The sequence below is a fragment of the Sorangiineae bacterium MSr11367 genome (genome assembly GCA_037157805.1).
Classification (GTDB): domain Bacteria; phylum Myxococcota_A; class Polyangia; order Polyangiales; family Polyangiaceae; genus Pendulispora; species Pendulispora rubella.
Genome location: CP089983.1, coordinates 13,540,571 through 13,566,975, shown reverse-complemented (window position 1 = coordinate 13,566,975; position 26,405 = coordinate 13,540,571). Strand labels below are relative to the sequence as shown.

At 64.9% G+C, this 26,405-nt stretch carries 22 protein-coding genes and 1 tRNA gene; 12 read left to right on the top strand and 11 right to left on the bottom strand.

All coding sequences use genetic code 11. The features are described 5' to 3' along the window. Nucleotide 1 precedes the first annotated feature (1 nt). The gene (locus LVJ94_53100) at nucleotides 2–2,974 is read right to left on the bottom strand and encodes an amino acid adenylation domain-containing protein (protein WXB05622.1); all 2,973 of its coding nucleotides are present in this window, start codon (nucleotides 2,972–2,974) and stop codon (nucleotides 2–4) included. A gap of 370 nt (nucleotides 2,975–3,344) precedes the next feature. Between LVJ94_53100 and LVJ94_53095 the strand changes: the two genes are divergently transcribed. Further along, nucleotides 3,345–4,229, top strand: coding sequence for a bestrophin family protein (locus LVJ94_53095; protein ID WXB05621.1), 885 nt, complete (start codon nucleotides 3,345–3,347; stop codon nucleotides 4,227–4,229). A 41-nt stretch (nucleotides 4,230–4,270) separates the two neighbouring features. Then, nucleotides 4,271–4,360 (top strand) — tRNA-Ser (locus LVJ94_53090). An 8-nt stretch (nucleotides 4,361–4,368) separates the two neighbouring features. On the opposite strand, the gene LVJ94_53085 is transcribed toward LVJ94_53090, so the two are convergent. Continuing rightward, a complete protein-coding gene (locus LVJ94_53085) occupies nucleotides 4,369–4,857 on the bottom strand; it encodes a DoxX family protein (GenBank protein WXB05620.1) in 489 nt (162 codons plus the stop codon). 111 nt (nucleotides 4,858–4,968) lie between these two features. On the opposite strand from LVJ94_53085, the gene LVJ94_53080 reads away from it, so the two are divergent. Continuing rightward, on the top strand, nucleotides 4,969–5,919 hold the full coding sequence (locus tag LVJ94_53080; GenBank protein ID WXB05619.1) for a LysR family transcriptional regulator: 951 nt from the start codon (nucleotides 4,969–4,971) through the stop codon (nucleotides 5,917–5,919). 54 nt (nucleotides 5,920–5,973) lie between these two features. Then, on the top strand, nucleotides 5,974–7,278 hold the full coding sequence (locus LVJ94_53075; protein WXB05618.1) for an amidohydrolase family protein: 1,305 nt from the start codon (nucleotides 5,974–5,976) through the stop codon (nucleotides 7,276–7,278). Between the two features lie 4 nt (nucleotides 7,279–7,282). Here LVJ94_53075 and LVJ94_53070 read toward each other — a convergent pair whose 3' ends face one another. Beyond that, nucleotides 7,283–8,221 (bottom strand): PKD domain-containing protein, encoded by a 939-nt coding sequence (locus tag LVJ94_53070; protein ID WXB05617.1) that lies wholly within the window; start codon nucleotides 8,219–8,221, stop codon nucleotides 7,283–7,285. A gap of 85 nt (nucleotides 8,222–8,306) precedes the next feature. Then, nucleotides 8,307–8,672 (bottom strand): PKD domain-containing protein, encoded by a 366-nt coding sequence (locus LVJ94_53065; protein WXB05616.1) that lies wholly within the window; start codon nucleotides 8,670–8,672, stop codon nucleotides 8,307–8,309. A gap of 86 nt (nucleotides 8,673–8,758) precedes the next feature. Here LVJ94_53065 and LVJ94_53060 point away from each other — a divergent pair, with 86 nt between their 5' ends. Further along, on the top strand, nucleotides 8,759–9,679 hold the full coding sequence (locus tag LVJ94_53060) for a Gfo/Idh/MocA family oxidoreductase (protein WXB05615.1): 921 nt from the start codon (nucleotides 8,759–8,761) through the stop codon (nucleotides 9,677–9,679). Between the two features lie 114 nt (nucleotides 9,680–9,793). Here the strand turns inward: LVJ94_53060 and LVJ94_53055 are convergent, their stop codons facing one another. Next, the gene (locus LVJ94_53055) at nucleotides 9,794–11,236 is read right to left on the bottom strand and encodes a hypothetical protein (GenBank protein ID WXB05614.1); all 1,443 of its coding nucleotides are present in this window, start codon (nucleotides 11,234–11,236) and stop codon (nucleotides 9,794–9,796) included. Between the two features lie 33 nt (nucleotides 11,237–11,269). On the opposite strand from LVJ94_53055, the gene LVJ94_53050 reads away from it, so the two are divergent. Beyond that, a complete protein-coding gene (locus LVJ94_53050; GenBank protein WXB05613.1) occupies nucleotides 11,270–13,981 on the top strand; it encodes a protein kinase in 2,712 nt (903 codons plus the stop codon). On the opposite strand, the gene LVJ94_53045 is transcribed toward LVJ94_53050, so the two are convergent. Continuing rightward, nucleotides 13,954–14,874, bottom strand: a complete 921-nt coding sequence (locus LVJ94_53045) for a LysR substrate-binding domain-containing protein (GenBank protein WXB05612.1) — start codon at nucleotides 14,872–14,874, stop codon at nucleotides 13,954–13,956. The genes LVJ94_53050 and LVJ94_53045 overlap by 28 nt on opposite strands. 75 nt (nucleotides 14,875–14,949) lie before the next feature. On the opposite strand from LVJ94_53045, the gene LVJ94_53040 reads away from it, so the two are divergent. Beyond that, on the top strand, nucleotides 14,950–15,528 hold the full coding sequence (locus LVJ94_53040; GenBank protein ID WXB05611.1) for an NAD(P)H-dependent oxidoreductase: 579 nt from the start codon (nucleotides 14,950–14,952) through the stop codon (nucleotides 15,526–15,528). Here LVJ94_53040 and LVJ94_53035 read toward each other — a convergent pair whose 3' ends face one another. Continuing rightward, nucleotides 15,529–17,241: a proline--tRNA ligase gene (locus tag LVJ94_53035; protein WXB05610.1), complete on the bottom strand. Its 1,713-nt coding sequence runs from the start codon at nucleotides 17,239–17,241 to the stop codon at nucleotides 15,529–15,531. Here LVJ94_53035 and LVJ94_53030 point away from each other — a divergent pair. The 4 genes from LVJ94_53030 (at nucleotide 17,240) to LVJ94_53015 (ending at nucleotide 20,669) form a co-directional block, all read left to right on the top strand. Then, nucleotides 17,240–18,298: a hypothetical protein gene (locus LVJ94_53030; GenBank protein WXB05609.1), complete on the top strand. Its 1,059-nt coding sequence runs from the start codon at nucleotides 17,240–17,242 to the stop codon at nucleotides 18,296–18,298. The genes LVJ94_53035 and LVJ94_53030 overlap by 2 nt on opposite strands. Beyond that, the gene (locus LVJ94_53025) at nucleotides 18,295–18,873 is read left to right on the top strand and encodes a sigma-70 family RNA polymerase sigma factor (protein WXB05608.1); all 579 of its coding nucleotides are present in this window, start codon (nucleotides 18,295–18,297) and stop codon (nucleotides 18,871–18,873) included. The genes LVJ94_53030 and LVJ94_53025 overlap by 4 nt, the downstream gene beginning before the upstream one ends. Next, a complete protein-coding gene (locus LVJ94_53020; GenBank protein ID WXB05607.1) occupies nucleotides 18,870–19,592 on the top strand; it encodes a hypothetical protein in 723 nt (240 codons plus the stop codon). The genes LVJ94_53025 and LVJ94_53020 overlap by 4 nt, the downstream gene beginning before the upstream one ends. Nucleotides 19,593–19,799: 207 nt before the next feature. Continuing rightward, entirely contained in the window at nucleotides 19,800–20,669 is an 870-nt protein-coding gene (locus LVJ94_53015) for a M12 family metallopeptidase (protein WXB05606.1), read from the top strand. A gap of 6 nt (nucleotides 20,670–20,675) precedes the next feature. On the opposite strand, the gene LVJ94_53010 is transcribed toward LVJ94_53015, so the two are convergent. After that, nucleotides 20,676–21,653 (bottom strand): hypothetical protein, encoded by a 978-nt coding sequence (locus LVJ94_53010; protein WXB05605.1) that lies wholly within the window; start codon nucleotides 21,651–21,653, stop codon nucleotides 20,676–20,678. A 91-nt stretch (nucleotides 21,654–21,744) separates the two neighbouring features. Between LVJ94_53010 and LVJ94_53005 the strand changes: the two genes are divergently transcribed. Next, a complete protein-coding gene (locus LVJ94_53005; protein WXB05604.1) occupies nucleotides 21,745–22,053 on the top strand; it encodes a hypothetical protein in 309 nt (102 codons plus the stop codon). 172 nt (nucleotides 22,054–22,225) lie between these two features. Here LVJ94_53005 and LVJ94_53000 read toward each other — a convergent pair whose 3' ends face one another. Genes LVJ94_53000 through LVJ94_52990 form a run of 3 tightly spaced genes read right to left on the bottom strand, consistent with a single transcriptional unit; the run spans nucleotide 22,226 to nucleotide 26,404 of the window. Next, nucleotides 22,226–22,516, bottom strand: a complete 291-nt coding sequence (locus tag LVJ94_53000; GenBank protein ID WXB05603.1) for a hypothetical protein — start codon at nucleotides 22,514–22,516, stop codon at nucleotides 22,226–22,228. After that, nucleotides 22,517–25,147 carry a hypothetical protein gene (locus LVJ94_52995; protein WXB05602.1) on the bottom strand — a complete coding sequence of 877 codons (2,631 nt, stop codon included), beginning with the start codon at nucleotides 25,145–25,147 and terminating at the stop codon, nucleotides 22,517–22,519. It lies immediately after the preceding gene. A 24-nt stretch (nucleotides 25,148–25,171) separates the two neighbouring features. Next, entirely contained in the window at nucleotides 25,172–26,404 is a 1,233-nt protein-coding gene (locus tag LVJ94_52990) for a hypothetical protein (protein WXB05601.1), read from the bottom strand. Between the last annotated feature and the right edge of the window lies 1 nt (nucleotide 26,405).

Below are 26,405 nucleotides of genomic sequence, written 5' to 3'. Positions count from 1 at the left end.
GTCAGGGCAACTCCGACGCGGCCTGTTCGAAGCAAGCTCGAATTCGAGCAACGTCCACCGCGCAGCTCGTGCGAAACGCGCAAACCATCGTATCGGAAGATACGCTGGTGATGCCGTTGAGCAGGGTTTGAATGGGCAATGGATGCGGCTCCACCCGAAAAGTCTCCTCGACGGGGACATCGTCCACGTTGCCCAGGAAATTGAACATGAGAATGTCGAAGTGCTCGAAACCATCTCCCGCGTCCATGAGCCGGCCTACGTCGGGCCATGAGGCCCGCGCGGTGGGATCCAACAGCAGATGCAAGAAGTTCACATTGTGTCGTTTCAGCACATCGAACCGGCCCGCGACGGACTGAAGGATCTCCGTCGAGGGTGGGCGCGCATCCACCAAGAGGGGAACGATATCCGTGAATTCTCCCACCGTATCGTAATATCGCTGGCCTTCGTACTGACGCCCCTCCGTCACGAACAGCAAGGGTAGTTCGTCCATATGCAGATAGCGCTGGAGGCCTTTGGCATGAACGGCGAGTGCAACCTCGAAGGCATTCTCCACGTGCCAGCCGCTCCGCAGCGGCAGCACGATGGTAAAATTGGTCGCCGACTCCGTTCCCGTCGCCGACACCAGGCGTTTCGTCTCTTGTTTGGCCTCGTAGAAATCGTCGAGCCGGAACGATCGTACGATGTCGGACGCGCCGATCCCCTGCGGGCCACGGGCCAATTGACGCGTATAATCTTCGAACGATGGGGAGGACCTGGTGCGCGAGGGCGGCCGCCCGAGAAGCACGTCCTCGTAATGGCGAATCAGGTGACTCGTGAGGATCTCTTGGGTGACCTTGTCGAAGATCACGTGGCTCACCACCCACACCAGGAAATGCTCGTTCCTATTTCGTCGCACCAAAACGAGCTGGTGGAGTATTTGCGAAGCTTCGTACACGCGGGTCGCGACCTGCTCGACCAACGCCCTCACGGCGGATGGCGTGCCGGAGTGCTCGGCGAGGTCGATCACCGGGATCGACGGCGCTTCGTCTGCACGGTGGTCGTATTCGCGCCAGACGTGCCGTTCGCCCGATTCGACGGCCACGCTTCGAAGCAACCCGTGCTGCGCGGTCAAAGCGCCATAGGCCGCCTGCAGGGTGGGAAGATCCACCGCCCGCTCGAGCGGCCACATGGCAAAGCAAGCCGGCGTCCGGAAGCGAATCTGCAGCTGTTGCATGGCACAAAGCGGATACTCGTTGGACACGGACGCGCCGGTGATGACGCGCCCATTGTGCGCCAACGACTCGTCCAAGAGGCGCCGCACGGCACCGATGTCGAGCTGCTCCAAGGGTCGCAGACCCGAGCCTGTATCGTTCAGGGCAGCGGGCGCCGGGGACGGCGTGGGCCATACCTCCTTCAACAGGCGCTCGATGGTCTGGCAGTGCAGAATGTCTCGCGTGGTCACGGGAAATCCCGCGTGCTTCAACCGCGATACCAGGGTGATCGCGTTGACAGAATTGCCGCCAATGTCCGAAAAGCCTTCCTCCGCCCCCACCTCGGGCACGCCGAGCACGTCGGCGAAAATCCGATGCAGCGCCTCCTCGCGCGCGGTGCGCGCGCCCCCGCGCGTCGAGCGAGGCCGTTCGTCCGCGTCCGCGGCGAGCTTCTTCCGATCGACCTTTCCGTTCGCGGTAAGGGGCAAAGCTGGCAGTTGCACCCACCGATCCGGAATCATGTAATGGGGCAGCGATGTACGAAGATGCGCTTTCAACGCGTCACCGTCCAAAACCTCGGCAGACGTCCCATATGCAACGAGACGTTGCGCCTTCACCACCACCGCGCATTGCTGCACCTGCGGGTGCTCCAGCAGGCGCGCCTCGATCTCGCCAAGCTCGATGCGAAATCCTCTCAGCTTTACCTGCTGGTCGGCCCGCCCGAGGAAGACGAGCTCCCCGTCCTCTTGCTGTTTCACCCGATCCCCGGTCTTGTACATCACGCCTTGGGCCACGAACGGATCCGGCACGAACCGATCCCGCGTCAGTTCTGCGTCGTTCCAATAGCCCCGGCTCACGCCCTCCCCTGCGATGTACAGCTCACCGGGCACGCCGATTGGACTCGGCTCTTGGTTCGCATCGAGAACGTAGAGGCGCGTATTGGCCAGCGGCTTCCCAATGGGAACCGTCTCCCCAACGCGCTCGACCGCGTGCGCGCTGCTGAACACCGTGGTTTCCGTGGGGCCGTACACGTGAATCAGTCGTCCGGGCCCCAGGTGCGCAAATGCTTTTTTCACGTGTTGGACGGAAACCTGCTCGCCGCCGAACAACACCTTTCGCACGGGACCGAAGATCGACGGATCGTAGTCGATGCATGCGTTGAACAGCGCCGTCGTGACGAACAGCACGCTGATGCCCGCCCCGCGGATGAGGGCCGCGAGCCGCTCGGGATCACCGACGTCGTCCCGTTGGGGCAATACCAACGTGGCTCCGTTGAGCAATGCGCCGAAAATGTCGAACACCGAACCGTCGAAGGCGTAATTCGACAATTGCAAAATACAGTCCCGCGTATGGATATCGATGTAATTCGTTCGAACCACCGTTCGGATCACGTTGTGATGCGCCACCGCGACCCCTTTGGGTGCCCCCGTCGAGCCGGACGTGTACATGATGTACGCAGGCCCGACGGCCGGCCCGGTCGGAGGAAGGGCCGCTCGCCCTGGACTCGCGTCGCGCGCAAAAAACGACACCGTGGCGTGGATGCGCGCCCCGCTATCCCGCAGGATCGATTGAATCCGCTCCCGTGGATACTCGGGATCGATGGGCACGTAGGCGGCGCCCGCCCGCAAAATGGCCCAGATGCCCACCACCATTTCCAGCGAACGTTCGGTGATCATCGCCACCGGCATGCCCGGCGTCACACCGAGATCCAGCAGCCGCGCCGCATGGCACTCGGCGCGCTCGTGCAATTCAGAATAGGTCAGGGCCTCATTCCCGAAACGCACGGCGACATGCTGCGGATGCTGCCGCACATGCTCCTCGAAAAGCTGATAGAGCGATTTTTCTTTTGGATATGTAGTTTCCGGTGGATTGAATTCGTGCACCGCGCGATGCCGAGCCATTCGACCCGAGGTAGGGCGAAACGAGATGTCCTTCAAGCTGTGTATTCGGAGTGCACAGCGTGGGGCTGTCACAATGACCACATTTCCAAATCGGATATGTGACAATCGCGAACGATGAATGGCGTTTACGAGAAGGCGAACATGATCGCGTCCAGTGATCGCGCAATGGCAACGCCACCTTTCACCACCACGTGAAGATGAGCTCGCTTACACTCTCTTGACAGAGGCGCGCCGTTCAACGCAACGCTCGAGCGTGATCGACTACGAGGCGAAAAACTGGCTCGCGGTTGCTTTCCGCTTTCGCGGGACCATCGGCCCACGGCTTCTCGGTCGTGTGCTCATCGTGGGCGTCGTCGGCTTCTTGGCCGCGGGGCTCAACGCCAGCGTCGGGTTCAAGATCCCGGCGATTGCCCACACCCTGATCGGCGTCGCGCTCGGGTTGCTCTTGGTCTTTCGGACCAATGCTTCCTACGACCGCTACTGGGAAGGGCGAAAGCTGCTCGGCATCATGGTCAATCGATCGCGGGATCTGGCACGCCAGATGGCGGCTTTCGCGGGCAGCCGTCAGGAGCCAGAGGTGCAGCGCGTGGTCGACGACGTCCAACGCTACCTGAGCGCGTTCTTCGCGCTTGCGGTGCAAAGCCTGCGCTCCCAGCGCGACCTGGCTGCCCTGGGCGACCGGCTCACCCCCGAAGAGCGGGCCATCCTGGAGCCGAAAAAGGCGCGCGCGCCCGTGGTGGCCACATTCCTTTCGCAGCGCATCGAGGACCTCGGCCGCCGCGGCGTGCTCGCACCGCATCACGTCCTGCTGCTGGATCCGAACATCACCGCGCTCCTCGATGCCCTCGGCGGGTGCGAACGCATCGTCCGCACCCCCATTCCATTCGCGTACGCCCAGCACATTAAACTGGCGGTGTTGCTCTTCACCGTCACGGTTCCTTTTGCCATGGCGGACGCGACGAGGTGGTACACGCCGGCGGCCAGCGCCATCCTGGCCTTCGCCCTCATCGGCATCGACGAGATCGGCGTGGAAATCGAGGATCCCTTCGGGGACGACCCCAACGACCTGCCCATCGACCGCCTCGCCGAGACCATCGCCAGCAGCGCCGAAGACATCTTGCACACACGAGCGCTGTAGAGCCTTGACAATGCCTTGGTGAATCGACGAATGTGGCCGGCGGAGAGATGACCGAGAGGCCGAAGGTGCCTGATTCGAAATCAGGTGTGCCCGCAAGGGTACCAGGGGTTCGAATCCCCTTCTCTCCGCCAGACAGTATTCAATAGGTTGTGGGGGGCTCCGCCGCCCCACTCCTCCGAGAGAGCGTCGTGGCGTTTGCAGCCAACCCCTCGGTTGCGCCGGCGCGACGGCGCAGCATCGCATCGACGCTGTACGGGCCGGCGCCCGCGAGGGCGATGGTCAGCGCACCGCAGACGTAGAGGGCGCAGAGCTCTCCGTGCTCGGCCTGGGGCCCGAAGAACTCCAGGTGGTGCACGAAGAGCCACGCCACCGCGACGTTGCCTGCCACGTAGGCTGCGGCGAACCGCGTTCCCGCCCCGGAAACGATGAGCAACGAAGCCACGGCATCCGACAAGAGTGCGATGACCAGGCTTGGCACGCGCCCCATGTGAAAAGGGTCGGGAAAGCGAGTGGCCATCTCGGAGAAGCCGGTGAGCTTCTCCACGCCATGTCGAAGGAAAAGACTCAGGCCCAGCCCCACGCGAAGAACGAGAAGGGCAACGGCCGGGTTTGCACGCAATGCGTTCATGGCTCCAGTAGCTCCTGTTCAAGGTCGGTTTTCCGTGCCCGACACGAAGGAAGCTAGGTACGGCCCGATCATCTTCCCAATCGATAATTGATATGCTCGCACATCCACGACATGGATATGCATGGCATCGATTTGAACCTGCTCGTTGCGTTCGACGCGCTCATGGCCGAACGAAATGTCACGCGGGCGGGGGCGCGGATCGGTCGAACCCAGCCCGCCATGAGCGCCGCGCTCGCCCGACTGCGCGCGCTCTTTCACGACGAGCTCTTCGTCCGCAGTCCAACGGGGCTGCAGCCCACGCCGCGGGCGCTCGATCTGAGCGTGCCGCTGTCCGACGCCCTCGCGCAGATCCAGCGCACACTCGACTTCACGCAGACCTTCGAGCCCGCAGCTTCGACGGCGACGTTTACCCTCGCGTTGTCCGACCATCCGGCGTTCGTGCTCTTGCCGCGTCTCATGCGACGCATCGAGGCGGAGGCTCCGGGGGTGGTGCTGCACGTCCGAGGCTTCACCGATCGGCAGCAGGCCGAAGAGCTCCTCGAAAGCGGGGCGGCGCACGCGGCGGTAGGCGTTCCGGCGCGTTGGGGGGCCAGCATTCTCAGCCAGCCGCTTTATCCGGAGCGTTTCGTGAGCGTCGTGCGGGAGGGTCACCCCCTGCTGGCCAAGAAGGTGACGTTGAAACGCTTCCTCACGTTTCCGCATTTGTTGGTCTCCCCCGAGGGAGACCGGCGCGGCCACGTCGATGAAAAGCTCGCCGAACTCGGGCTATCGCGGCGATTGGGCATTTCCCTGCCGCACATGTTCGCGGCGCCGAGCATCGTGGCCTCCTCCAACCTGATCGCCACGCTCATGAAAGGCGTGGTGGAGCACTCCTTCCACGGCTTTCCGCTCCGCGTCTTCGAACCACCGCTCGCCCTGCCGATCACGACCTTCGTCCTCGCATGGCACCGACGCAACGATGCACACCCCGCCCAGAGCTGGCTCCGCGGCATCATTGCCGAGATCGCTCGGGCTAACCACGCCGGGCACGGCTTGACGAGGGCGCGGGCCGGATCTATTTGATAAAAAGCTTTTCAGAAAGCTTTCATTCATCCTTTACACTGCGGGGTTTCTATCATGACGCAACGAACCCTCATCCGCGGCGGCTGGATCGTCCGCCCCGACGAACGTGCGGCCGACCTTCCGCGCGGCGATCTTCTCATTGAAAACGGAGCGATCGCCGCCATCGCGCCCGTGCTCGAGGCCGACGGTGCGGAGGTGCTCGACGCAGCCGGCATGCTGGTGCTCCCGGGCTTCGTCGACACCCATCGGCATACGTGGCAGACGACCCTCCGGCACCGTGGCGGAGACTGGTCGCTTCAGGACTACGTCACGCAGGCACTGTTCGCGACCGGACGGCGCACGCGTCCGGAGGATGTGTACGCCGGCACGCTGTTGGGTGCACTCTCGGCCATCGACAGCGGGATCACCACGCTGCTCGACTGGTCGCACATCCAGAATACGCCCGCCCACGCCGACGCGGCCATCGCCGCGCTCACCGAGTCGGGGCTTCGCGCCATCTTTGGCCACGGTCCCGCGTTCACCGAGCTGCCGCCCGGGGTCGATCCCGCGGGGCGACGGCACCCGGCGGACATTCGGAGGCTGCGCCGCGAGAGGTTCACCAGCGACGATGGCTTGGTCACCTTGGCCATGGCCGCGAGCGGCCCAGACTTCAGCAGCGACGCCGCCACGGTCGATGACTTCGGGCTCGCGCGCGAGCTTGGGTTGCGCATCACCGTGCACGTGGGAGGTGGGGAACCGGGTCCGGAAAATCGCGGCATCGAGCGGATGCACGCGGCACGCTTGCTCGGTCCCGACATCACCGCGGTCCATGCGGCGGGGGCCACGGACGAGGGGTTGCGGCTCCTGGCCGATCACGGCGTCACCGTCTCGGTTTCCCCGCAAATCGAGCTCGGAATGAGCGGGCTCGCCGCGCCGACCCTCGGGCGCATGCTGGCGGCTGGCCTTACCGCGAGCTTGAGCGTCGACAGCGAAACCGCCGCGGCCAGCGACATGTTCACGCCGATGCGCACCGCCTTCGCCATGCATCGCCGCGATGCGCGCCTTCCGGCGGTGTCGGCGCGCGACGTTCTACGATGGGCCACGCTCGAGGGTGCGCGCGCCACCGGGTTGGATCGCCGCACAGGCTCGCTGACGCCGGGCAAAGCCGCGGACATCGTCTTGCTCCGCGCGACCGACGTCAACCTCGCCCCGGTGAGCTCTCCGGCCGACGCCATCGTGCTCGCCGCGCATCCCGGCAACGTCGACACGGTGTTCGTGGCCGGGCGCGTCCTCAAGCGGGGCGGGCGTCTCGTCGCCGACGTCGAGCGCGCCCGCCTTCTCGTTCGAGCCTCGCACGAGCACGTGCTCGGCGGCGGATAGACGACTACTGCGCGGTGACCTTCACCGTGACGGGCGCGCTATTTTCGAGTTCGTCGTTCACCACGAGCTCGAACTCGTATTCGCCCGCCTTGTCGGCCGTGAAGGTCGGCTTCTTCGCGGTGGCGTCGTTCAAGGCCGCGGCGCTGCTGGCCGGCTTGGACTTGACGGTCCACTTGTAGGTCAGCACATCGCCCGCGTCGGAATCGGTGCTCGCGCTGCCGTCGAGCGTGACCGTCGCGGCCACGGCCACGTTTTGCGCGGTGCCCGCATTGGCCACCGGCTTCGCGTTGGTGGCCACCGCCTTGACCTTGACCTCGACCCCAGTGCTGTCCGCTTTGCTGTCGTTCACGATGAGCGAAGCGATGTATTCACCGGCCAGATCGGCCTTGAACGTCGGCTTGGCCACGTTCGCCGCAGAGAGCGCCGCGGTGCTGCTCGGGGGCTTCCCCAGGTTCCATTTGTAGGTCAGCGTGTCGCCCTGATCCGGATCGGAGCTCTGCGAGCCATCGAGCGCCACGTTGGCGCCCACGAGCACCTTGGAGGGGCCGGTGGCCCTGGACGTCGGCTTCCCATTCTGGCTTTCGGCCGACGCGGTGACCTTCACCGACGCCTTCGCCGAAGCCTGGCCATCGTTCACGGTCAGCTCGATCTCGTATTCGCCGGGAACGGCCGGCATGAGACTCGGCTTGTCCGTCGTCTCCTCGATCTTGAGCGTGCTCCCCTGCGGCTGCTTGGTGACTGCCCACTTGAACGTGAGTTTGTCGCCGTCCGGATCTTTGCTCTTCGAGCCGTCGAGCGTGACCTTCTGATTCACTTTGACCGATTGCGCCGTCCCGGCGTTGGCGACGGGCGCCTTATTGTCGTCGTCGTCGTTGCTGCATCCGGCCAAAACCAAGGTTCCAAGCAATGCACAAGCAGCAACCTTACCAAAATAAGTCGTCATTTTTTTGATGCCTCCAAAGAAGAGCAAGTGTCCCCCGGTACATGTCGCGATATCCGATTTGCGATCGGATAAAATGAAGCCAAGCTTAGGTAACCGTAATTTTCACTTCTGAAATACCGACGGCGGAATTGCGATAATCGGTCACGACGAGCTGAATCTCGTATTCGCCCGCCACCGCGGGATGGATCTTCACCGTCGGGGTCGTCTCTCGAATTTCGCCAAGCGAGCTGCCTGCGGGCTCCTTGGCCACGCTCCAGAAGAAGAAGATGTCGTCGCCGTCCGGATCCCAACTGCGGGAACCATCGAGCGTGACGGTCGAACCAAGCGGCACGGTCTGAGGTGCCCCGGCATTCGCCAGCGGAGAACCGTTCAGCCCGTACCCTCTGGAGCACCCGACCAGGCACGCGGTGCCAATCGAAGCGATCCCTACCAATCGCGCCAGCGACATCATGAATTCACCCACGAAAAAGCTAAGGAAGCCTCATGCCCTACTGATTCCTTGGAATGTCCGGATGGTGTAGTCCCGGATCACACGAAATGAACACGACCGAACGCGACACCTTGGCGGTTGGCATCATTGGGCTGGGCGACATCGCCCAGAAGGCGTATCTGCCGGTTCTCACGGCGCTGCCGGGGCTCGACGTACGGCTGATGACCCGCGACGCGTCCAAATTGGACCGCATTGGCGCGGCTTACCGAATCGCACACCGCTACACGGATTTGGAGGCCCTCGTTAATAGCGGTCTGCAGGCCGCGTTCGTGCACGCATCCACCGATCAGCACGTGCCAATCGTGGCGCGATTGCTCCAGGCGGGCGTGCACGTCTACGTCGACAAGCCGCTCGACTACACGCTGGAGGGTTCACGCCATTTGGTCGAATTGGCCGAGAAGAGCGGCTTATCGCTCTTCGTAGGATTCAATCGCCGCTACGCCCCGGCCTACGTGGAAGCGCGACAGCGGCCGCGGGATCTCGTGGTGTTTCAGAAACACCGGCGCGGCTGCGCGGAGAACGTGCGCACGGCCATCTTCGACGACTTCGTTCACGTGGTCGATACGCTGCGCTTTTTCGCGCCGGGCGAAGTGGAACACGTCGACGTGCGTGCGCGCGTTCACGAAGGACGGCTCGAGCACGTCGTCCTCACCCTCTCCGGCGCAGGCTTCACCGCGCTGGGTGTACAGAATCGGGTCAGCGGCTCCACCGAGGAAGTCCTCGAAGTCTCCGGCGCAGATGCGAAGCGTCAGGTGCTTCAAATCGCCGACGTCGTCGACCACGACCGCCACCCCACGATGCACCGGCGCGGCGAGTGGGTCCCGGTATCCAGGCAGCGCGGCCTCGAACAAGCCTGCCAAATCTTCCTCGATGCCGTGCGCTCGGGCACCATCCTCTCGGCCCGCGATGCCTTACGCACGCACGAACTCTGCGAACACATCGTGGAGGCCATCGCACGATCGAGATGAGAGAGAGAGTTCACAGGAAGACGGGAAGACGGGAAGTTTTTTTTGATTGTCGGAAACCGTGACGAACGGAAAACCCTCTCAACCTTCCCGTCTTCCCGTCTTCCTGTGAACTCTCTAATGGTATTTCCCAAACGCGAATGCCCAGTTGAAATAGCGGGGGGCGAGGTCGGCGGCGAGGCGGAGGCGCCAGGGGTCGTCGCCGAAGATGCCCAAGGGGTTGAAGCGGAAGAGGCGGATGTCCGTGCCCAAGGTGAAATGGGCGCGTGGTGAGCTGTCCACGAAGCGCGTTGGCTCGAGGTAGGTGCCACCGCGGACGGTGAGCCAGTTGCGAATGACCTCCGTCTCGTAGCCAAGGCGCACGGAGAGCACGGTGTTCTCTCCGGACGAGGCATGTCGCTGGGCCACGAAGTCCGCGATACCCACCGAGTTGGGTGCCGGGCCCGTCACGAGCACGCTCGCCAAAAGCAGCATCTGATGGCGATCCCAGAGTGCCGCTTGCGCCTTTTCCGCGCGGAGAAAGCCCTCGATCTCGCGCCCGATGGCCGCCTCCTCCTCGTTCTGCAGATGAAGCTCGCGCAACTCCAGACCGCGGCGCACACGCTCGCGCATCGCTTCCGGGGCCTGGGCGATTTCCGCCGCGTAGGCAGTGGCCCGCGCGAGCCGGCGCTCGTCGTAACGGGCGCGCACCTGCTCCTCGAGCACGGCGTCGCCCACCCGCGGAGGATTGAGCGGCCGCCGCCCGAGCTCGAGCGCGGTGCCGATTTCGATCTCCCAAGGCACGGTCAGATGGCTCGGCAGGATGCGCCCGCCCGCCACTTGGGAACCGTCGGGGAGCTGGGTGATGCCCTGGATTTCGCGCACCACGAGCTCCGAGCGCCAGGTCGCACCGAAACGGAAGGGCAAGGTCCGCGGCTTCCAGATCATGCCGAACTGGGTGCCCGCCCCCGTGCGCGAGACCAGGGTCGTTTCGTTGCCGCCGACCACGTTCCCATCGCCGGTGGCCTGGTTCAAGTTGAAGGCCACCGTGCGGAATCCCACACCGAACAAGAGCTGATCGTTCGAGAAGGAACTCGCGAGCGAGCCGGTCACACGCTCGATGACGGCAGAGATGTCGCTTTTACCCCCCGATTGTTCGAGCCCGACGTGCAATTGGTCGTAAACGACGGTCCCCCCGAATGGGCCATATTGAAGTTGAAGGCCCAAATTGAACGTCGTGGCATTGGTGAAACGGGTTGGCAACGAGGAGAACTGCGCGCCTCGATTTTCGAAGTCGTTTCCCGAGAAGGCGCCGGGGTTGGTGAAGCCGAAGCATATGTCGAGTTCTCGTTTTCCTACGCTGTAGGGGGCGCGAACGGCGGGGGATGCGGCGTTGGAGTATTCGCCCTCGCACCACTCCGCGAGCGCAGTATATGCGCCGCCCATTCCGATGACCCGACTGGCCGTGGTTACGGGCCCTTGAAAGAGGTCAAGCCCGTAATCGCTGCTGGTGATGGCCGGCACCGTGTCTGCGTGCGCCGAGCTCGCATGGAGGACCACGCTCGCCGCAACGACGTACACGAACCGAAGGTGTTGTATGATCGAAAATCGAGGATGCACAGCGACGCCCCTAGCGAGACGGATATCACGGCGGCCGCTGGAGATCGCCCGGAGATCGCCTTGCAGCCGGGCATCGTGTTCGGTGCGCGCTATGCGCTGGAGGAGCGCATCGCCTCGGGGGGCATGGGGGAGCTGTTTCGCGCCTTCGATCTGCGCCTGCAGCGACGCGTAGCCCTCAAGGTGCTCCGCAAGGACGAACAGGAATCCGCAGACGCCCCCTCCGCCCGCATCCTGCACGAGGCCCGGGCGGCGGCGGCGTTGAACCATCCCCACGTGGTGGCCATTCACGACGTGGGGGTGCGCGAAGGCATCCCGTTCATCGCGATGGAGTACGTCGAGGGGCGGCCTTTGCGCGAGTTCATCGGCGCCGCGCTCCCCTTCCCCACCAAGCTGCGGTGGATGACCGAGGTGGCGGAGGCGCTGGCCGCGGCGCATGCCAAGGGCCTTGTCCACCGGGACGTGAAGCCCGACAACGTGATGATCCGCGACGACACCGGCAGTGCGAAGGTGCTCGATTTCGGCATCGCGCGCTCGACGCACGCGTCCTGGTCGGAGGGTGGCGGGGTCGGCACCTCGGGCTCCACCGTCGTGGGGACACCGGGCTACATGGCCCCCGAGCAGATCCGCGGCGAGTCGTTCGACGGGCGCGCCGATCAATTCGCGTGGGGCGTGGTGGCCTACGAGCTGTTCAGCGGCCAGATGCCATGGCCCGAGTCGCGGGGAACCACGGCCCTGGCCACGGCCGTGCTCCGGGTGGTGGCGAAGCCTCTGTCGAACGTCCCCTTCGAGCTGGCGCAGGTCATCGACCGCGCCCTGGCCAAGCGCGCCGAGGATCGCTACCCCTCGATGGGCGACATCGCCGCGGCGTTGAATCAGGCGGCAGGGGCCGCGGAGCCCCTGCAAACGGCGACGGCCGATGCCCAGCTGGTCGATCCGCGGCTGCTCGGAGTCCGGCCGCCCGAGACCACGGCCAAGCCAAAATGGCGGCGCCCGAGGCTGCGTTCACCCCGCACGTGGGTCGTCGCACTCGCGGTCGTCGGGGCGGCGGGCGGCGCGCTCTCACTTCGGTCGCCCCACGAGGCTCCTCCGCCACCGGTGCTCGGGCCGCCGCCGAAAACGCCGGCCTCGGACATGCCGGTGACCGCGCTGCCGCTTTCGCCTTCGTGCAACAAGACGGCGGAGATCCGCTACCGCGAAGGCTTGGCCGCCCAGCGCGAGGCCACCTGGGAGCTCGCGCGCCCGGCCTTCGAGCAAGCCGCGGCGGCCGATCCCATGTGCCCCGAGGTGCAGCTGCAGCTGCTCGTCACCGCGTATTTCCGCTACACCGTGACGAAAGAACGCGAGCAGTTCCGTCGCGTCATGTCCATGCGCGATTCATTGAGCGAGCGCGATCGCGTGCTGCTCGATGCCTGGGCTCCGCTCGTGGGGCAGGAGCCGGCGAACCGCGAGGAGGCGGCGCGCCGCTTCGATGCGGCCGTAGATCGCTACCCGCGCGATGCGCAGATGCTCACCCTCGCGGCCATGGCGCATACCTTTCTTGCGCTGGACGCGTTGGCGCTGGAGCGCACCATCGATTTCGCGCGAAGGGCCATCGCCGTCGATCCGAAGTACGGCGAGGCGTGGCAGCAGGAAGCGGGCGCGCTTCTGCGCCTCGGGCGTGCGGACGAGGCGATGAACGCGCTCGATCAGTGCATGCGCGTGGCGCCGGGCTCGGGCGAGTGCCTGCTCGATCGCATCCGCATCTTGAGCGCGCGCGGGCAATGCGGCGAGGCCGTCACCTCGGCGCGGCAATGGATCACCAATGTGCCGCGCAGTTCGGGCGCGTACCGCCACCTCGCGAACGCGCTCGCCTCGGAGGGTGCGCCGGCGGAGACGGTGGAGACCGCGCTCCAGCATTGGCGCAACAACACGCACGAAGAGAGCCGCGATGCGCTCTACGTCTTCCACCGAGCGTCGCTCGCCGCGTTGCGGGGCGATTTTCTCAACCTGGAAAAGCTCGTCGCCGAGTTTGTCGCCCGCATCGAGGACTCGGCGACCTTGTTCGACCACGCGCGCGCCGCCGCGATGCAGGTGGAGCTCTACACCGAGACGGGGCGCCCCGCGCAGGCGGCGGAGGCGGCCGAGCAATTCTTGCGGCGCAAGGACGCCTGGACGGAGGGCTTCTGGAGCGCCATGCCCTACGATCCGATGATGTACGGCACCTTGCTGCGGCAAGGCCGAATGCCGCGCGAGCGCTGGCGAACCTTGACCGACGCCTGGGAAAAGGGCGCGCTTTCCACCTTGGACAAGCGCCAGGCGTGGGCGCTTCGATGGGGCGAGGCAACCGAGACGCGCGAGATGGCGGCGGAGGCCTGGAGCTTGCGCCCGCCGCCCGTTCCCCTCGCGGGCTCGCTCGAGCAGCCGGCCACGTTGACCCTTCTCACGGACACGCTGCAAGGGCACGTGGGGCAGTTGGTCGGCGAACACGCCGAGGCCGTGCCCCTCTTCGAGCCGATGACCCGAAGCTGCCACGTCCTGGAGCAACCCTTCATGAACACGCGCGCCCATCTGTGGCTCGGCGACGCGAAGGAACACACCGGCGACAAGGACGGCGCATGCAAAGCCTACGGCGTGGTCGTTCAACGCTGGGGCGAGGCGAAGCCGCGTTCGAGCTCGGCCCACACGGCCAAGGAGCGGCGTCAGGCCTTGGGCTGCAAAGGCTTGTGAGTCTCTCCGAGGGTCTTCACCAGAAAGTCGATGAACGCGCGCACGGTGGGGGAGAGGCCGCGGGTCGTGGGGTAGACCACGTGCAGGATGCCCGTGTCGGACTGCCACTCCGGCAGGACCTGCACGAGCTGCCCCCGCGCGAGTTCTTGCCTGCAGTTCACCTCGGGCAGCAAGGTCACGCCGAGGCCATCGAGGGCCAAGTACTTCAACACGATGAAGTCGTCGGAAAAGAAGTACGGCGCGATCTCCACCGTGGACTGCGCGCCGCCCGGGCCGGTCTGCACCCAGTGCAGGGTGGTCATGCGCGTGCCGAAGCCGAGGGCCGGCACCTCGCGTAGGTCTTCTGGCTCTTCGATACCCGGGTATCGTTTCAGGAACGCGGGTGAGGCCACGACCAACGCGCGGGAGATGCGCAGGTGGCGCGTGACCAAGTGCGGATCTTCCTCGGCGCGCGGGCGGACACGCAGCGCGACGTCGACGCCTTCCTCGACGAGATCGATGCGACGGTTGGTGGTGACGAGCTCCATGCGGATGCGTGGGTACGCGCGCAGGAACTTGCTCAGATGCACGCCAACGTCGTCCTGCGCGATGCCGAGCGGCGCGGTGACGCGAAGGTGGCCACGCGGCTCCGCGGTGAGGTTCTCCACCGTTTGCTCGGCGGCTTGGGCAGCGGCGAGCATGGACTGGCACTGCTCGTAGTACTTGCTCCCCACGTCGGTGAGCGACAGACGGCGCGTGGTGCGTTGAAGCAGCCGCACACCGAGGCGGGTCTCGAGCTCCGCCACCCGCCGCGAGAGGCGCGACTTGGGAACACCGATGGCGCGCGCCGCCTTGGTGAAGCTCCCGCGCTGCACCACCTGCGCGAAAAAGTAGAGATCGTTGAGGTCGTACATTGTCCTATTGATAGAACAATCTATCCCAAATCGGGTATCTAACGAAGCTTTGGTGCCCGGTGCAGGATGATGGACATGAATCTTCTTCACCTCGATTCCAGCATCCTCGGTTCCTCCTCCGTCTCCCGCGAGCTCTCCCGCTCCATCGTGGAGGGCTACCGCGCGGGTCATCCCGACCTTCAGGTGACCTACCGGGACCTGGCCCGCGATCCTCTGCCGCACATCGATGGCGAATCGCAGAAGCGCGAAGAGTCGCTCATCGACGCGCTGATCGACGAGCTCAAAGCGGCCGACGTCGTGGTCATCGGTGCGCCGCTCTACAACTTCGCCATTCCGAGCGGGCTCAAAGCGTGGATCGACCACGTTCTCATCGCCGGAAAGACGTTCAAGTACGGCCCCGCCGGCGTCGAAGGGCTCGTGCCCGACAAGAAGACCTACGTGGTCGCCACGCGCGGTGGCGTCTACGAAGGCTCGCCCGTGGTGCAGATGCACGAGGGGCATCTGGACACGGTGCTTCGCTTCGTGGGCATCCGCGACATCGAATTCGTCCGTGCCGAAGGGCTCGCGATGCGCGAGGTGCGCGAGACGTCGTTGGCCGCGGCCCGCGCCCACGTCGCCGCGCTCGTCCCGGCGGCAGCGCAGGTGGCCGCATGATCAGGCGCCGCGAACGCGTGCGCGGATCGTCTCGACGGCGGAAGCCACGGGGATGAGCTCGACCTTTTTCGGATCGGGCTCGCTCCGCGGCTTCAATTCGACATGGCCCGCCGCGAGCGCCTTGGCACCGAGGGTGACGCGCAGCGGAATGCCCAGCAGGTCGGCATCTTTGAACTTCACACCGGGGCGCTCGTCGCGGTCGTCCCAAAGCACGGAGGCGCCGCTTTCTTCGAGCGCATCGTGCAGTTTGCGCGCCGCCTCGAGCACCGGCGCATCCTTGCCCACCGTGACGATGTACACGTCGTAGGGCGCGATGGCCTTGGGCCACCGCATGCCGTTGTCGTCGTGGTGCTGTTCGAGGATCGTCGCCACCAGGCGCGAGACACCGATGCCGTAACAGCCCATCCAAATGGGATGGTTCTCCTGGCGCTCGTCGCTAAACATGGCCCCCATTTTCGTGGCGTAGTGCGTGCCCAAAACGAAGATGTGCCCGGCCTCGATGCCCCGGTACGAGCCAAGCTTTCCACCGCTGCAGCGCGGACAGGGATCGCCCGTGGCCGCGAGGCGCACGTCGACGACGTCCCCGGTGAAGTCGCGCCCGAAGTTGACCCCCATGATGTGGTAGTCGGTCTCGTTGCCGCCGGCGACGCCGTTGCGCACGTGCGAGGCCGCGCGATCGACCAAAATGCGCCCCTGGAAGGTGGTGGGCCCGGCGAAGCCGACGGCCGCCCCCGTCGCATTTTTGACGTCGGCCTCGGCGGCGAGGGACACCTCCGCCACGCCGAGGGCACGCGCCAAGCGCACTTCGTTCACCGCGTGATCCCCGCGCACGACCACCATGACGATCTCGCCGTGCTGGCCGACGTAGAGGAGCGACTTGAGCATCTGGCCCGGGCCGATGCCGAGGAACGCCGTCACATCGTCAATGGAGCCTTTGCCGGGAGTGTGGACCTGTTGCAGCGCCTCCAGCGGAATGCCGTCGGGCGAGGGCAATGATTGCGCGGTCGCGATTTCGACATTGGCGGCGTAATCGCATGTGCCGCAGGCGACGATGGCATCCTCCCCCGATTCCACGAGGGCCTGGAATTCGGCGCTCAACGAGCCGCCCATGGCCCCCGAATCGGCGGCGACCATGCGGTACTGCAGGCCCATGCGATCGAAAATACGGCAGTACGCGACACGCATGCGCTCGAAGCTCGAGAGCGCCGCCTCCTCCGAAATGTCGAAGGAGTAGGCATCCTTCATGAGAAACTCGCGTGTGCGCAAAAGACCACCGCGCGGACGCGGCTCGTCACGGAATTTGGTTTGAATCTGGTAAAGATTCTTGGGCATATCGCGGTAGCTGCGGATTTCGCGGCGCGCAATGTCGGTCACGATTTCTTCGTGCGTGGGGCCGAGGTGAAGATCGCTGCCCTTGCGATCTTTCAGGCGAAAGAGGGTATCGCCAAAGCCGTCCCAGCGACCGCTTTCTTTGTAATACTCCGCCGGAAGGAGCGCAGGCATGAGGACCTCCAGCGCACCGGCGCGATCCATCTCTTCGCGCACGATGCGTGTGATCTTGTGAAGCACACGAAGGCCGAGCGGCAAAAAGTCGTACATGCCGGCGCCCACGCGCCGGATGAAGCCCGCGCGGGTGAGCAGCAGGTGACTCACATTGGCCGCATCGGCGGGCGCCTCTTTGACCGTCGTGAGGAGAGCTCGCGAAAAGAGCATGATTGGTGCTCCTTACCACAGTGCTTGTCGCGATATACTCGTGGGCGGCTTGGGCAACACGCGGCTTTTTTCCTTGTGGTTGGGCGTCGGGGTCTTCCTGTTCGGTGCGTCCGCGCATGCGAATCCGACGGCGCGCCTCGTCTATGTGCGCAGTGCGGGGGCGACGGCATGCCCCGACGAGGAGGCGCTGCGAACCGCCGTGGCCGCGCGCCTGGGCTACGAGCCCTTTCGGCACACGGCGCCGGTCACCATCGTGGCCCGGGTCACGCGTGTCGCGGGGCTCTACCGCGGCGAGGTCGAGCTGCTCGATGAAAACGGCATCGAGCGCGGCACCCGCGCCCTCGCCGAGCGCACGGATCGCTGCGAGGACGTGGTGGCGGCAATGGCGCTCACGGTGAGCATCGCCATCGATCCTTTGAGCCTGACCCGATCGGCACCGCCCCCCGACGCAGATGCCAACGTGGTCAACCTGGCCAGCACGCCTCCGCCGGCTCCCACACCGGCTCCAGCCCCGCCACCGCCGCCTGTGGCCGAGGAGCCGCGCGAGCCGGTGACCCCGCCGACACCGCGCACACGGCCCTTCGTGGGAACGACCTTCATTGGCGCATTTGGTGTCGAACCGGCCGCGTCGTTCGGCTTGTCTGCGTTCGTCGGTCTGCGCGCGAAGACCTTTTCCGTCGCCGTCGAGGGGCGCGCCGATCTTGCGACCTCCACCGATGTTGCGCCGGCAGGGCAAGTCTCGTCGAATGTCGTGCTCGGCTCGTTCGTGCCGTGCTTCCACGCAGGGCCCGCGTTCCTGTGCCCCGTGGTCTCGTTGGGGATGCTCAGCGGATCCTCCAGCAGCATCGTGGGGCCGCGATCCACCTCGACGTTCTTCGCCAGCGGCGGCGCGCGACTCGGGGTGCAGCTGGACCTCTCGGGGCCCCTCGCGCTGTTCAGCGCCACCGAGGTGGGCATGCCCATGACCCGCCCCGAATTTCGCATCGACGGGCGCACGGTTTACACGCAGCCGGCCATCACAGGCAGCGTCCTCCTCGGGCTGCTCGTGAATCTATGACAAAAGCCGTATGCATCCTCCAAGACCAAGGGATGGAGGTCGCACACGCGCGGGACGATGCTTTCCGGCGCCTTTTTGCGGCTGAATTTCGCTACGTTTGGACATCGCTGCGACGCCTCGGCGTAGACAGTGCCGATTTGGACGATGTGGTGCACGAGGTCTTCCTCGCCGTACATCGTCGCTTCGACACCTACGATCCGGCGCGCCCGATCCGTCCGTGGCTCTTCGCCTTCGCGTTTCGCTTTGCGTCGGACTACCGCAAGCAGGCGCGCATCCGCTTTCGTTCGTCGTTCGACGGTGACGAATCCGCCGATCCTCGACCGGCCGCGGACGAGCTTCTCGAGCGCGCGGAAGATCAAAGGCTCGCAGCGATCGGGCTCGAAGGCATCGCGCTCGATCGCCGCGCGGTGTTCATCCTTTACGAGATCGACGAGGTGCCGATGAACGAGATCGCCGCCTCCCTCGGGGTCCCGCTGCATACGGCGTATTCGCGACTTCGTGTCGCGCGTGAGGAGTTTGCGGCCGCCGTGCAATCGGCAGAACGTTCGCGTGGCGCACGGCGAGGTGGACGATGAAAGAGCCGAAGCCTTTGACGCCGTCGCTGGCACGTCTGGTCCGCTCGGAACGCCATGCCGAGGGTCCGCCGCGGGGCGCCGAGGAGCGCGCGTGGGAGCGGCTCGAGCGGTCCATCGGTGGCGGCGGATTCGACGATGGGGAGCGCGGCGGCGGAGAAGACCGCTTGTCCGGTGCCATGCTGCGCCCGCGCAGGCGCACGCGCGTCGGGCGCATCGCCGCGGTGCTGGGGATCTTCGCGCTCGGCTTGGTGGCGGGCGCTCTGGGCATGCGCCTTTTCTTCGGCGCAAAGAATGATGCGCCACCCGCGACGCAAATCGTCTATGTCGATCGCGCCGCACCACCGGCGCCGACGTCTTCTCCATCGGCGAGCGTGGCGTTGGAGATCCCCGACGAGCGCGCACCGCAGACGCCGAGCGCGTCCTCCACCGCGACCTTGCCTTCGAGCCGTCAATTGGCGGGAGAGCGGCCGCTGCTCGATGTCGCACGTGCGGCATTGAATCGCGGAGAGGGCGAAGAAGCTTTGCGCGCGACCGATCGCCACAAGTCGCGATTTCCCGCGGGCTTGCTCGCGGAAGAGCGCGAGGCGTTGTCCGTTCAAGCATTACTCATGCTCCAGCGCACCGATGACGCAAAACGACGCGCGACGCGATTCGAACAGCGATATCCGCGGAGTGTTCTGCTACCAGCGATTCGAGCCGCGGTAGCCTCGGCGCCGTAAGCACATCAATTTCATAATCGGTATCATTTTCGAATATCGATCCGAAATATCGAATCACGAATCATGAATATGGCGTCCCGAGCGATGACATCGGAGACGCTTGGCCATATCCTCGTATACGCCTCCCGAATGACGGGAAGGAAACGACAACGCTTCGACCAAATAAAACGAGGGCGATTCGATATGCATAAAATTCTATCTGCATCCATGGTCGCAATTCTGGCCATGGCCGCCACCGCGTGCTCCAGCGCAGGTTCTGCATCCGAGAATACCGCGCAAACATCGGCCGAACATACGCAATCCGCGGCCGAAATGGCGGTGCCCGCGGACGCTCCGGTGAAGACTGGATATTTCCCGCTCGGGCCCAACGGGGAGCTGCAGAAGATTCAATATTCCGAAGTGAACGGCGAGGCGGTTTTCGAAGGCGACATTCTGCTCGACCGCACCGGGGAGCAATTGCTGCCGACGGGCATTCTTCGCGGACAGAGCGTAACGCCGCAGGGGGTCGCCATCCCGGGCAAGAACCGCCGATGGAAGAACAAGGTGGTCGCCTACACCATCGACGGAAGTCTGCCCAACGTGCAGCGCGTGCACGATGCCATTGCCCATTGGCGGGAGAACACGTCGCTCACCTTCGTGGAGCGCACGCCGGAAAACCAGCGCCAATACCGTGACTACATTCAATTCCGTGCAGGCGACGGGTGCAACTCCACGGTCGGACGCAAAGGCGGCGTGCAGTACATCAACTTGGCAGAAGGTTGCGGCACCGGCGCGACCATTCACGAAATTGGCCACGCCGTGGGCCTATGGCACGAGCAGTCGCGCGAAGATCGCAACGAGCACGTGAGCATCAACATGGAAAATGTCACCTCCGGCATGGAGCACAATTTCGAGCAGCACGTCTCCGACGGCGACGACATCGGTTCGTACGACTACCGTTCCATCATGCACTACGGCCCGTATGCCTTCTCGAAGAACGGCCAGCCGACCATCGTGGCACAGAATGGTCAGCCCATCGGCCAGCGCGATGGGCTCAGCCCGGGCGACCTCGAGGCCGTGGCCAGGCTGTATCCGTAGTTCCGTTCAGAAAGGCGAGCGAACGAGGGCCGGTTTCGGGTTCGTGCCGGCGTTGGCGTTCGCGAGGGCGAAGCTCGTGATCCACAAGGTGTTGTCCGTGGAGATGGCGAGGCTCGCCGGAAAATCCAGCGGTGCCCCGCGCCAGCGCAGGCCGACGTTGCCGTTGGTTTCGACGGCTGCGACTTGATTCAATCGATTGGCCGCCACGAAGAGCGATCCGCTCGGCGCGCGCACGAGTCCATCGGCGCCGCCGAGCCGCTCGCAGTCGGGGCCGGCGACGGTGCGCGTGGGGCCGGGAGAACCGTCCGCGTTGATGGCGATTTCGACGACGCTCGCCTTGTCGCTGTTGGCGACGTACACGACGTTCGAGCCGAGGGCGATGCCGTTGGCTCCGATCTCGAACCCTGCGCTCGTGCCGGGGCCACAGAAGCCGGCCTGGCCTTTGAGGATCGGATCATCCGAGAACAAGGAGACTGTGCCGTCGCTCGCGATTCGAAATATGGCGCCCTTGGCCGAGTCGGTGACCCAGAGGCCGCCGCCCGCGTCGAATTCGAGGCCATTGGGGAATTTCATGTCCGCATGCTCGGCGAAGAGCGTGGCGTCGCCGCCGTCCTTGCCAACGCGGTAGATACCCGACTTGACGTCGGCGGTCAGGGAGACCAACGCCGCATAGAGCGAGCCTTGCGCGTCGAACGCAAGGCCGGTCATGAAACCGGAGGTGGGCGACGAGGGGCCAGGCAATTGGCCAAACCGCTGAAACGCGCCCGTCGCGGGGTCGACGCGCGCGATGGTGCCCACCGGGGCAAAGCCTACGTATACGGTGCCCTGGCGAATGGCGATGCCTTCGGGAAGCTGACCTTGGGCCGCATCGAAGGAAGCCACCGTGAGGGGGAGTAGCTGCGGGGTTGCCGTATCGTCGTCCGACGAACAGGCGACCAGAGCAAGGAGCGAGGCGAGGAAAAGAGATTTACCAAGAGAACTCATGCTCGCCAACGTAGCGCCGTCCACAGGTGATACCAGTGAAACAGATTTCACGATGGGATGAGCCCACGTCAACAATGCTAGACTGCGCAGGGTGACGAAGCGATCGAGAACCGAACGACGCGCCCGCGAACGCACCACCGCCAAGTTGGTGCGCGACAAATGGAAAATCGCCACGTTCGAACCGGGCGGCGCCCCCGAGCGCCCAGTCGTCGTCGTTTCCGCCTCCGTGGTCGAAGCCCACGCCCGCGCCCTGCCCTGCGCCCTCTGCGGCGCCAGCGTGCGCGTCGACGAGCACACCGCCGAAGAGCACGACGGCCACCGTCTCCGCGTGGCGCGCGTCACGTGCATGCAATGCGGCGCCTCGCGACCGCTGTACTACCAGATTGCGCAGCCAAATTAAGCGCCGCTCCCCCTCAAACCAAATTCCAAATTCCAGACCCCTCAAACCAAATTCCAAACCCCAAATTCCAAGACCCGCCCTCGAAATTCCCGCTCCTGCTCCTGCTCCACGCCCGATGGCCTCGCTCACGGCGATGGATCGCTCACCGGCCAAAGCCACGCGAGCAGCGCACCTAACCGTTCCGCGATCGCCGATCGTCGGCGACGACGACGATGGCCAGCTCGATGGCAGCGGCCGCTGCCGCCGTTTCACCCCGCCCGATAGCAAAGACGGGTGCGGTCGCCCGCGAGACGCCTCCCCATCCGGCCGCGTTCTGCGCAATAGTCTTTGCCACCCGCATCGCCTGATCGCGAAACTTCGGGTCAAGGATCCACGCAGCCTTCACGACCGCAATGAGCTGCGCGCTCCTGGCGTGGAGCAGGAGCGGGAATTTCGAGGGCGGGATTTGGGATTTGGCTGCCAACTAATTCGCCTTGGTCACGTTCCAGCCATCGAGTGCGATGCGCGGGGCGTCGCCGCCGAGGTCGTTCGCGGAAGCCTCGACGGTGAGGGTGCGCGTCTCGCCCGGCAACAAGGAGATGTAGTTGTCGCTGTAGAAGACCGGCAGAATGCGCTGATTCGTGCGCCCGTTGCGCAGTTGGACGTGGGCCATGAGGGCAACGGTGTTGGTGGGATTGGACAGGGTCACGTCGAGCAGCAGCTTACCTTGCGCATCGTGACGCGCGATGTTCATGGTCAGCGCGGCAACCGGGAGCGTGTCCAGCGCGGTAAAGTCGTCGGGGTGCTCGGGGAGGGCTCGCCAGTAGAAGTTGTCCGACAGGACCCGGCCCTGCGCATCGCGAAGCTCGACCTTTACGAAGTGCACGGGGGATAGGCCCGCGGGCCAGGTGATGGCACCCGCGTCGGTCGCCGACGAGGGGCGCGCGACCACCGGGGTTTGGCTCTCCGACTTCAAGGTTCCATCCAAGTTGAAGACGCGAACGTGTGCCGTCAGATGGGGCACCGCCCGAGTGCCATCGTTGATGACCATCACGTGGAAGTCGTTTTGGTTCATTTGAATATGAACCGACTCGCACGCCTTGCGGACGGCAAAGAGCGAGGCATTCGGCTCCAGGTCATGGCTGTACAGCTGCCACACGAAGCTCGGTTGTGCGGGATTGCTCATCCAGGTGATGACGCCCGTCGTCGGCGCGAAAAGCTTGGCGAAGCGCCCCTCGTACATCGCGCGGTACGCTTCGTAGTTCATCAACTGGGCGCGCCGCACGAAGCCCCCGAGATCGGACCAAGCCCCGTAGCGCTTCGTCAGAACGTCCGCGTACATTCGAGGATCGTCGCGCCCCTGTTGCGCGCCCCGCGCGAGATCGTGCTCGGCCCAATCGTCATTGATCGTATGCCAGTCTTTCTCCGGCATCATCGCCTGCACGGCCTCCAACGTCGGTATCGAGACACTGCCGATTTCCGTCTTGAAGGCCTCCTCCGGCGGAAACTCGTAGAACTTGCGCGGCTCGCGCCACGAATACGGCCCACCCGAGCGAACGCCGCGCCCGTCGGACGAATTGGGCTGGTAGAGGCGCTGCGGGTCGAGCTCGGACATGATGCGCTGGATGCCTTCGTCGATCGCCGCCGGCTCGGGATCGCCCTCGTTGCGCCCGCACCAAAGCGCCACGGACGCATGATGCCGAAAGCGAAGCACCTTCTCGCGCACGTTGGCCAAATACAGGGGGACGTTGTCCGGGTTCGGGCCATCGAACGGGTTCGGCTGGAAGAACTCGTCCCAGAGCAAAAGGCCATATTGGTCGCAAAGGTCGTAAAGGTCTTCGCCCGTGCTCTGGCCGACCCAATTGCGAATCATCGTATAATTGGCCAACTTGTGCATGCGAACCTGGGCCTCGAGGCGTTCGCGCGGAATGCGCTTCATGCCCTCGTCCAAGCCCCAATCGCCACCTTTGGCGATGACCGGCACGCCGTTGACCGACAGGGTGAGGTTCTCGGTCCCTGGCACGTGGTAACTGATTTCGCGAATGCCAAAGGTGACGTCACGCCGGTCCGACGTCTTGCCATCGCCGCCGCCCGCCACGACGTCGAAGCGGAGGTTCATCGTATTCAGGTTTTGTGGCCCATAGCCATTGGGCCACCATAGTCGCGGATTCAGCACGTGGAGCTCGGGCACCGTGTCGGCGCCTAGCTTGATGGTGCGCGACTCGTTCGGCTCGAGGGTGACGTTGCGCTGGAAGTGCACGCCGTCGAACGTCCCGTGAAGCACGCCGGTTTGCGGCGTATTGGTGACGTTGTGCAGCGTCGTCTCCAGCGCGAGATCCGCCGAGTCGGTGCGCGGAAGCGGGAGGTCCGAGGTGACGAAGGGATCCTCGATTTTCACGGGCCCGGTGGTGGAAAGCGTCACCTTTTGCCAGATGCCCATGTTGCGATCGCGGATGCCGGGCAGCCAGTCCCATCCGATGGTGCAAAGGAACGTGGGGCCGTCCTGCACGAGGACGCCGCCGTTCACCCCGGCGCCGGTGGCGATGGTTTTCTCTTCCGGATCGCCGGGATGCGGCGGCGGATGAATGAGAACGGCGACGGCGGCGTCCTCCCCCGGCTCCACGAAACCGCTCACGTCGAAGATGCCGCGCGCGAAGGCGCCCTCGATGGTGCCGACCTGCTGCCCGTTCACCCAAACGTCGCCCGTGTAGTTGATGCCTTCGAAGTTCAGCCAAACGTGTTTTCCGGCGCGCACGCGTGGAACGTGGAACTCGGTGCGGTACCAATACGAAGTACGGCACAGGCTTTCGGGAATCTTGTCGGGCCGGTTGTTCTCTCCGTAGAGCGGCTCGGGGTAGACACCGTCGTTCACCAGACTCGTCAATACCGTGCCGGGGACCGTCGCCGCATACCAACCCAAGGGCGCGTAACCCACCTGCGAAATCGTCGCGCCGGACTCGGGCACCTTCGCCACGTCCTGCAAAAACCAGCCGGACGAAAGGGTCAGCGCGCTTCCGCGCGCGACCAGACCATCGTCGCGACCGGTAGCGCACGTGCAGGCCGCCACGAGAACCGTCACACCTGCAAGCACACTGCGAAGGAATCTCGAGCTCACGCCCGCACGTTAGCCCTCAACGAATCAACCCGGCCACGGAATGTGCACGGTCACGCGCTCACGAAGCTGCTCGTTGATGAGCCAGAGTTCACCGGTCGCGGGCCAATACGAGAGATTCTCGCTGTTCACCGGGGCTTGCCCGAGGCGCGATGTCGACACGCCACCCACTCCACCGTGAAGGCACGAAGGTCGATCGGCCGGTGGGTCGTCCGCATACTCCGGGCACAAGCCGGTGAGGACGAAGTAGCCATCCCGGGCGACGGCGCCCTGCATGGCCCACACCGGCGACAGAAAGCCCTCCGACGCGTGCACCCGCTGATCGGATTGCGTCGCGAGCAATCCGCTCGTCCGGTCCATCGGCCAACGAACGACCCGCCCCTTCTCCCGCGGCACGTGCTCGGCGGCGACGAGCGAGCCCCCACCGGTGTGGTCGAACCCGAGCGACGCGAAGCAGGGACGTGCCCCGGTGGTGTTCGCGCACGCCCCGCCGCCCGGGTACCAATAGGCCCCCACCTGGGGCAGGGCAAAGGCATGGTAGCGCGCGTGGTATTTCCCATCGCTGCCGCGCCCGACCTCGGAGGTGCCCGTATCCATCGACCAGAGATGGCGCAGGTCGAACACGCGAATCACGCTTCCGGCGGTGGCGACGAAAAGGCGATTTCCAAACCAGGTGAGCCCGTGGCCGTGGCCGGCAATGGCAGCAAAGTTGGTATTCGATGTCGGCTCCACGAGCAGAACGTGGCGGTAGGTCACGTGCGCGAGATCGGTGACGTCGGCGAAGGAGACGCGAAGGAAGGTGTCGCCACTGCTATGCCATGTGGCCAGAACGATGCGGCGACCGTTCACCGTACCCGTGCCCGGGTTGGCGTCGCCCGAGCCGGTCACCCCCTGCGGGACCCACACGTTTTCGTCGTCGTCCTCGCCGTCTTGCCAGCAGAATCCCTTTGGATTCAAGTTGGCATTCAGGTGCGTCGGATGGCAGAGATTGCGCCCATTGCGGTTCGCCGACGCGAGGACGTCGGACACGCCTTTGGCGCGAAGCTGCGGAATCTTTTCCAGCTCGGTGATTCGGTTCCCATATTCCGTGAACGTGCTGCCCGCGGTGAGCTGGTAGCCATCCACGGTGGCCGCGTCGAGGCGGGGGAAATTCGCCGCCGTGACCGCGGGCTGCGACACCTGCCCCGTGTCGCCGTCGTCACCCTCGTCCGAGCCACATCCCAGCGCCATCGCCACGCAGCCCAAAGCCATCCATTTCATG

What these genes read in the sequence shown, in the direction of transcription:
- LVJ94_53085 (WXB05620.1), bottom strand. Translation starts at nt 4,857, where the DNA reads ATGAACGCATTGCGTGCAAACCCGGCCGTTGCCCTTCTCGTTCTTCGC.
- LVJ94_53080 (WXB05619.1), top strand. Translation starts at nt 4,969, where the DNA reads ATGGATATGCATGGCATCGATTTGAACCTGCTCGTTGCGTTCGACGCG.
- LVJ94_53075 (WXB05618.1), top strand. Translation starts at nt 5,974, where the DNA reads ATGACGCAACGAACCCTCATCCGCGGCGGCTGGATCGTCCGCCCCGAC.
- LVJ94_53070 (WXB05617.1), bottom strand. Translation starts at nt 8,221, where the DNA reads ATGACGACTTATTTTGGTAAGGTTGCTGCTTGTGCATTGCTTGGAACC.
- LVJ94_53065 (WXB05616.1), bottom strand. Translation starts at nt 8,672, where the DNA reads ATGATGTCGCTGGCGCGATTGGTAGGGATCGCTTCGATTGGCACCGCG.
- LVJ94_53060 (WXB05615.1), top strand. Translation starts at nt 8,759, where the DNA reads ATGAACACGACCGAACGCGACACCTTGGCGGTTGGCATCATTGGGCTG.
- LVJ94_53050 (WXB05613.1), top strand. Translation starts at nt 11,270, where the DNA reads ATGCACAGCGACGCCCCTAGCGAGACGGATATCACGGCGGCCGCTGGA.
- LVJ94_53045 (WXB05612.1), bottom strand. Translation starts at nt 14,874, where the DNA reads ATGTACGACCTCAACGATCTCTACTTTTTCGCGCAGGTGGTGCAGCGC.
- LVJ94_53040 (WXB05611.1), top strand. Translation starts at nt 14,950, where the DNA reads ATGAATCTTCTTCACCTCGATTCCAGCATCCTCGGTTCCTCCTCCGTC.
- LVJ94_53030 (WXB05609.1), top strand. Translation starts at nt 17,240, where the DNA reads ATGATTGGTGCTCCTTACCACAGTGCTTGTCGCGATATACTCGTGGGC.
- LVJ94_53035 (WXB05610.1), bottom strand. Translation starts at nt 17,241, where the DNA reads ATGCTCTTTTCGCGAGCTCTCCTCACGACGGTCAAAGAGGCGCCCGCC.
- LVJ94_53025 (WXB05608.1), top strand. Translation starts at nt 18,295, where the DNA reads ATGACAAAAGCCGTATGCATCCTCCAAGACCAAGGGATGGAGGTCGCA.
- LVJ94_53020 (WXB05607.1), top strand. Translation starts at nt 18,870, where the DNA reads ATGAAAGAGCCGAAGCCTTTGACGCCGTCGCTGGCACGTCTGGTCCGC.
- LVJ94_53015 (WXB05606.1), top strand. Translation starts at nt 19,800, where the DNA reads ATGGTCGCAATTCTGGCCATGGCCGCCACCGCGTGCTCCAGCGCAGGT.
- LVJ94_53010 (WXB05605.1), bottom strand. Translation starts at nt 21,653, where the DNA reads ATGAGTTCTCTTGGTAAATCTCTTTTCCTCGCCTCGCTCCTTGCTCTG.
- LVJ94_52990 (WXB05601.1), bottom strand. Translation starts at nt 26,404, where the DNA reads ATGAAATGGATGGCTTTGGGCTGCGTGGCGATGGCGCTGGGATGTGGC.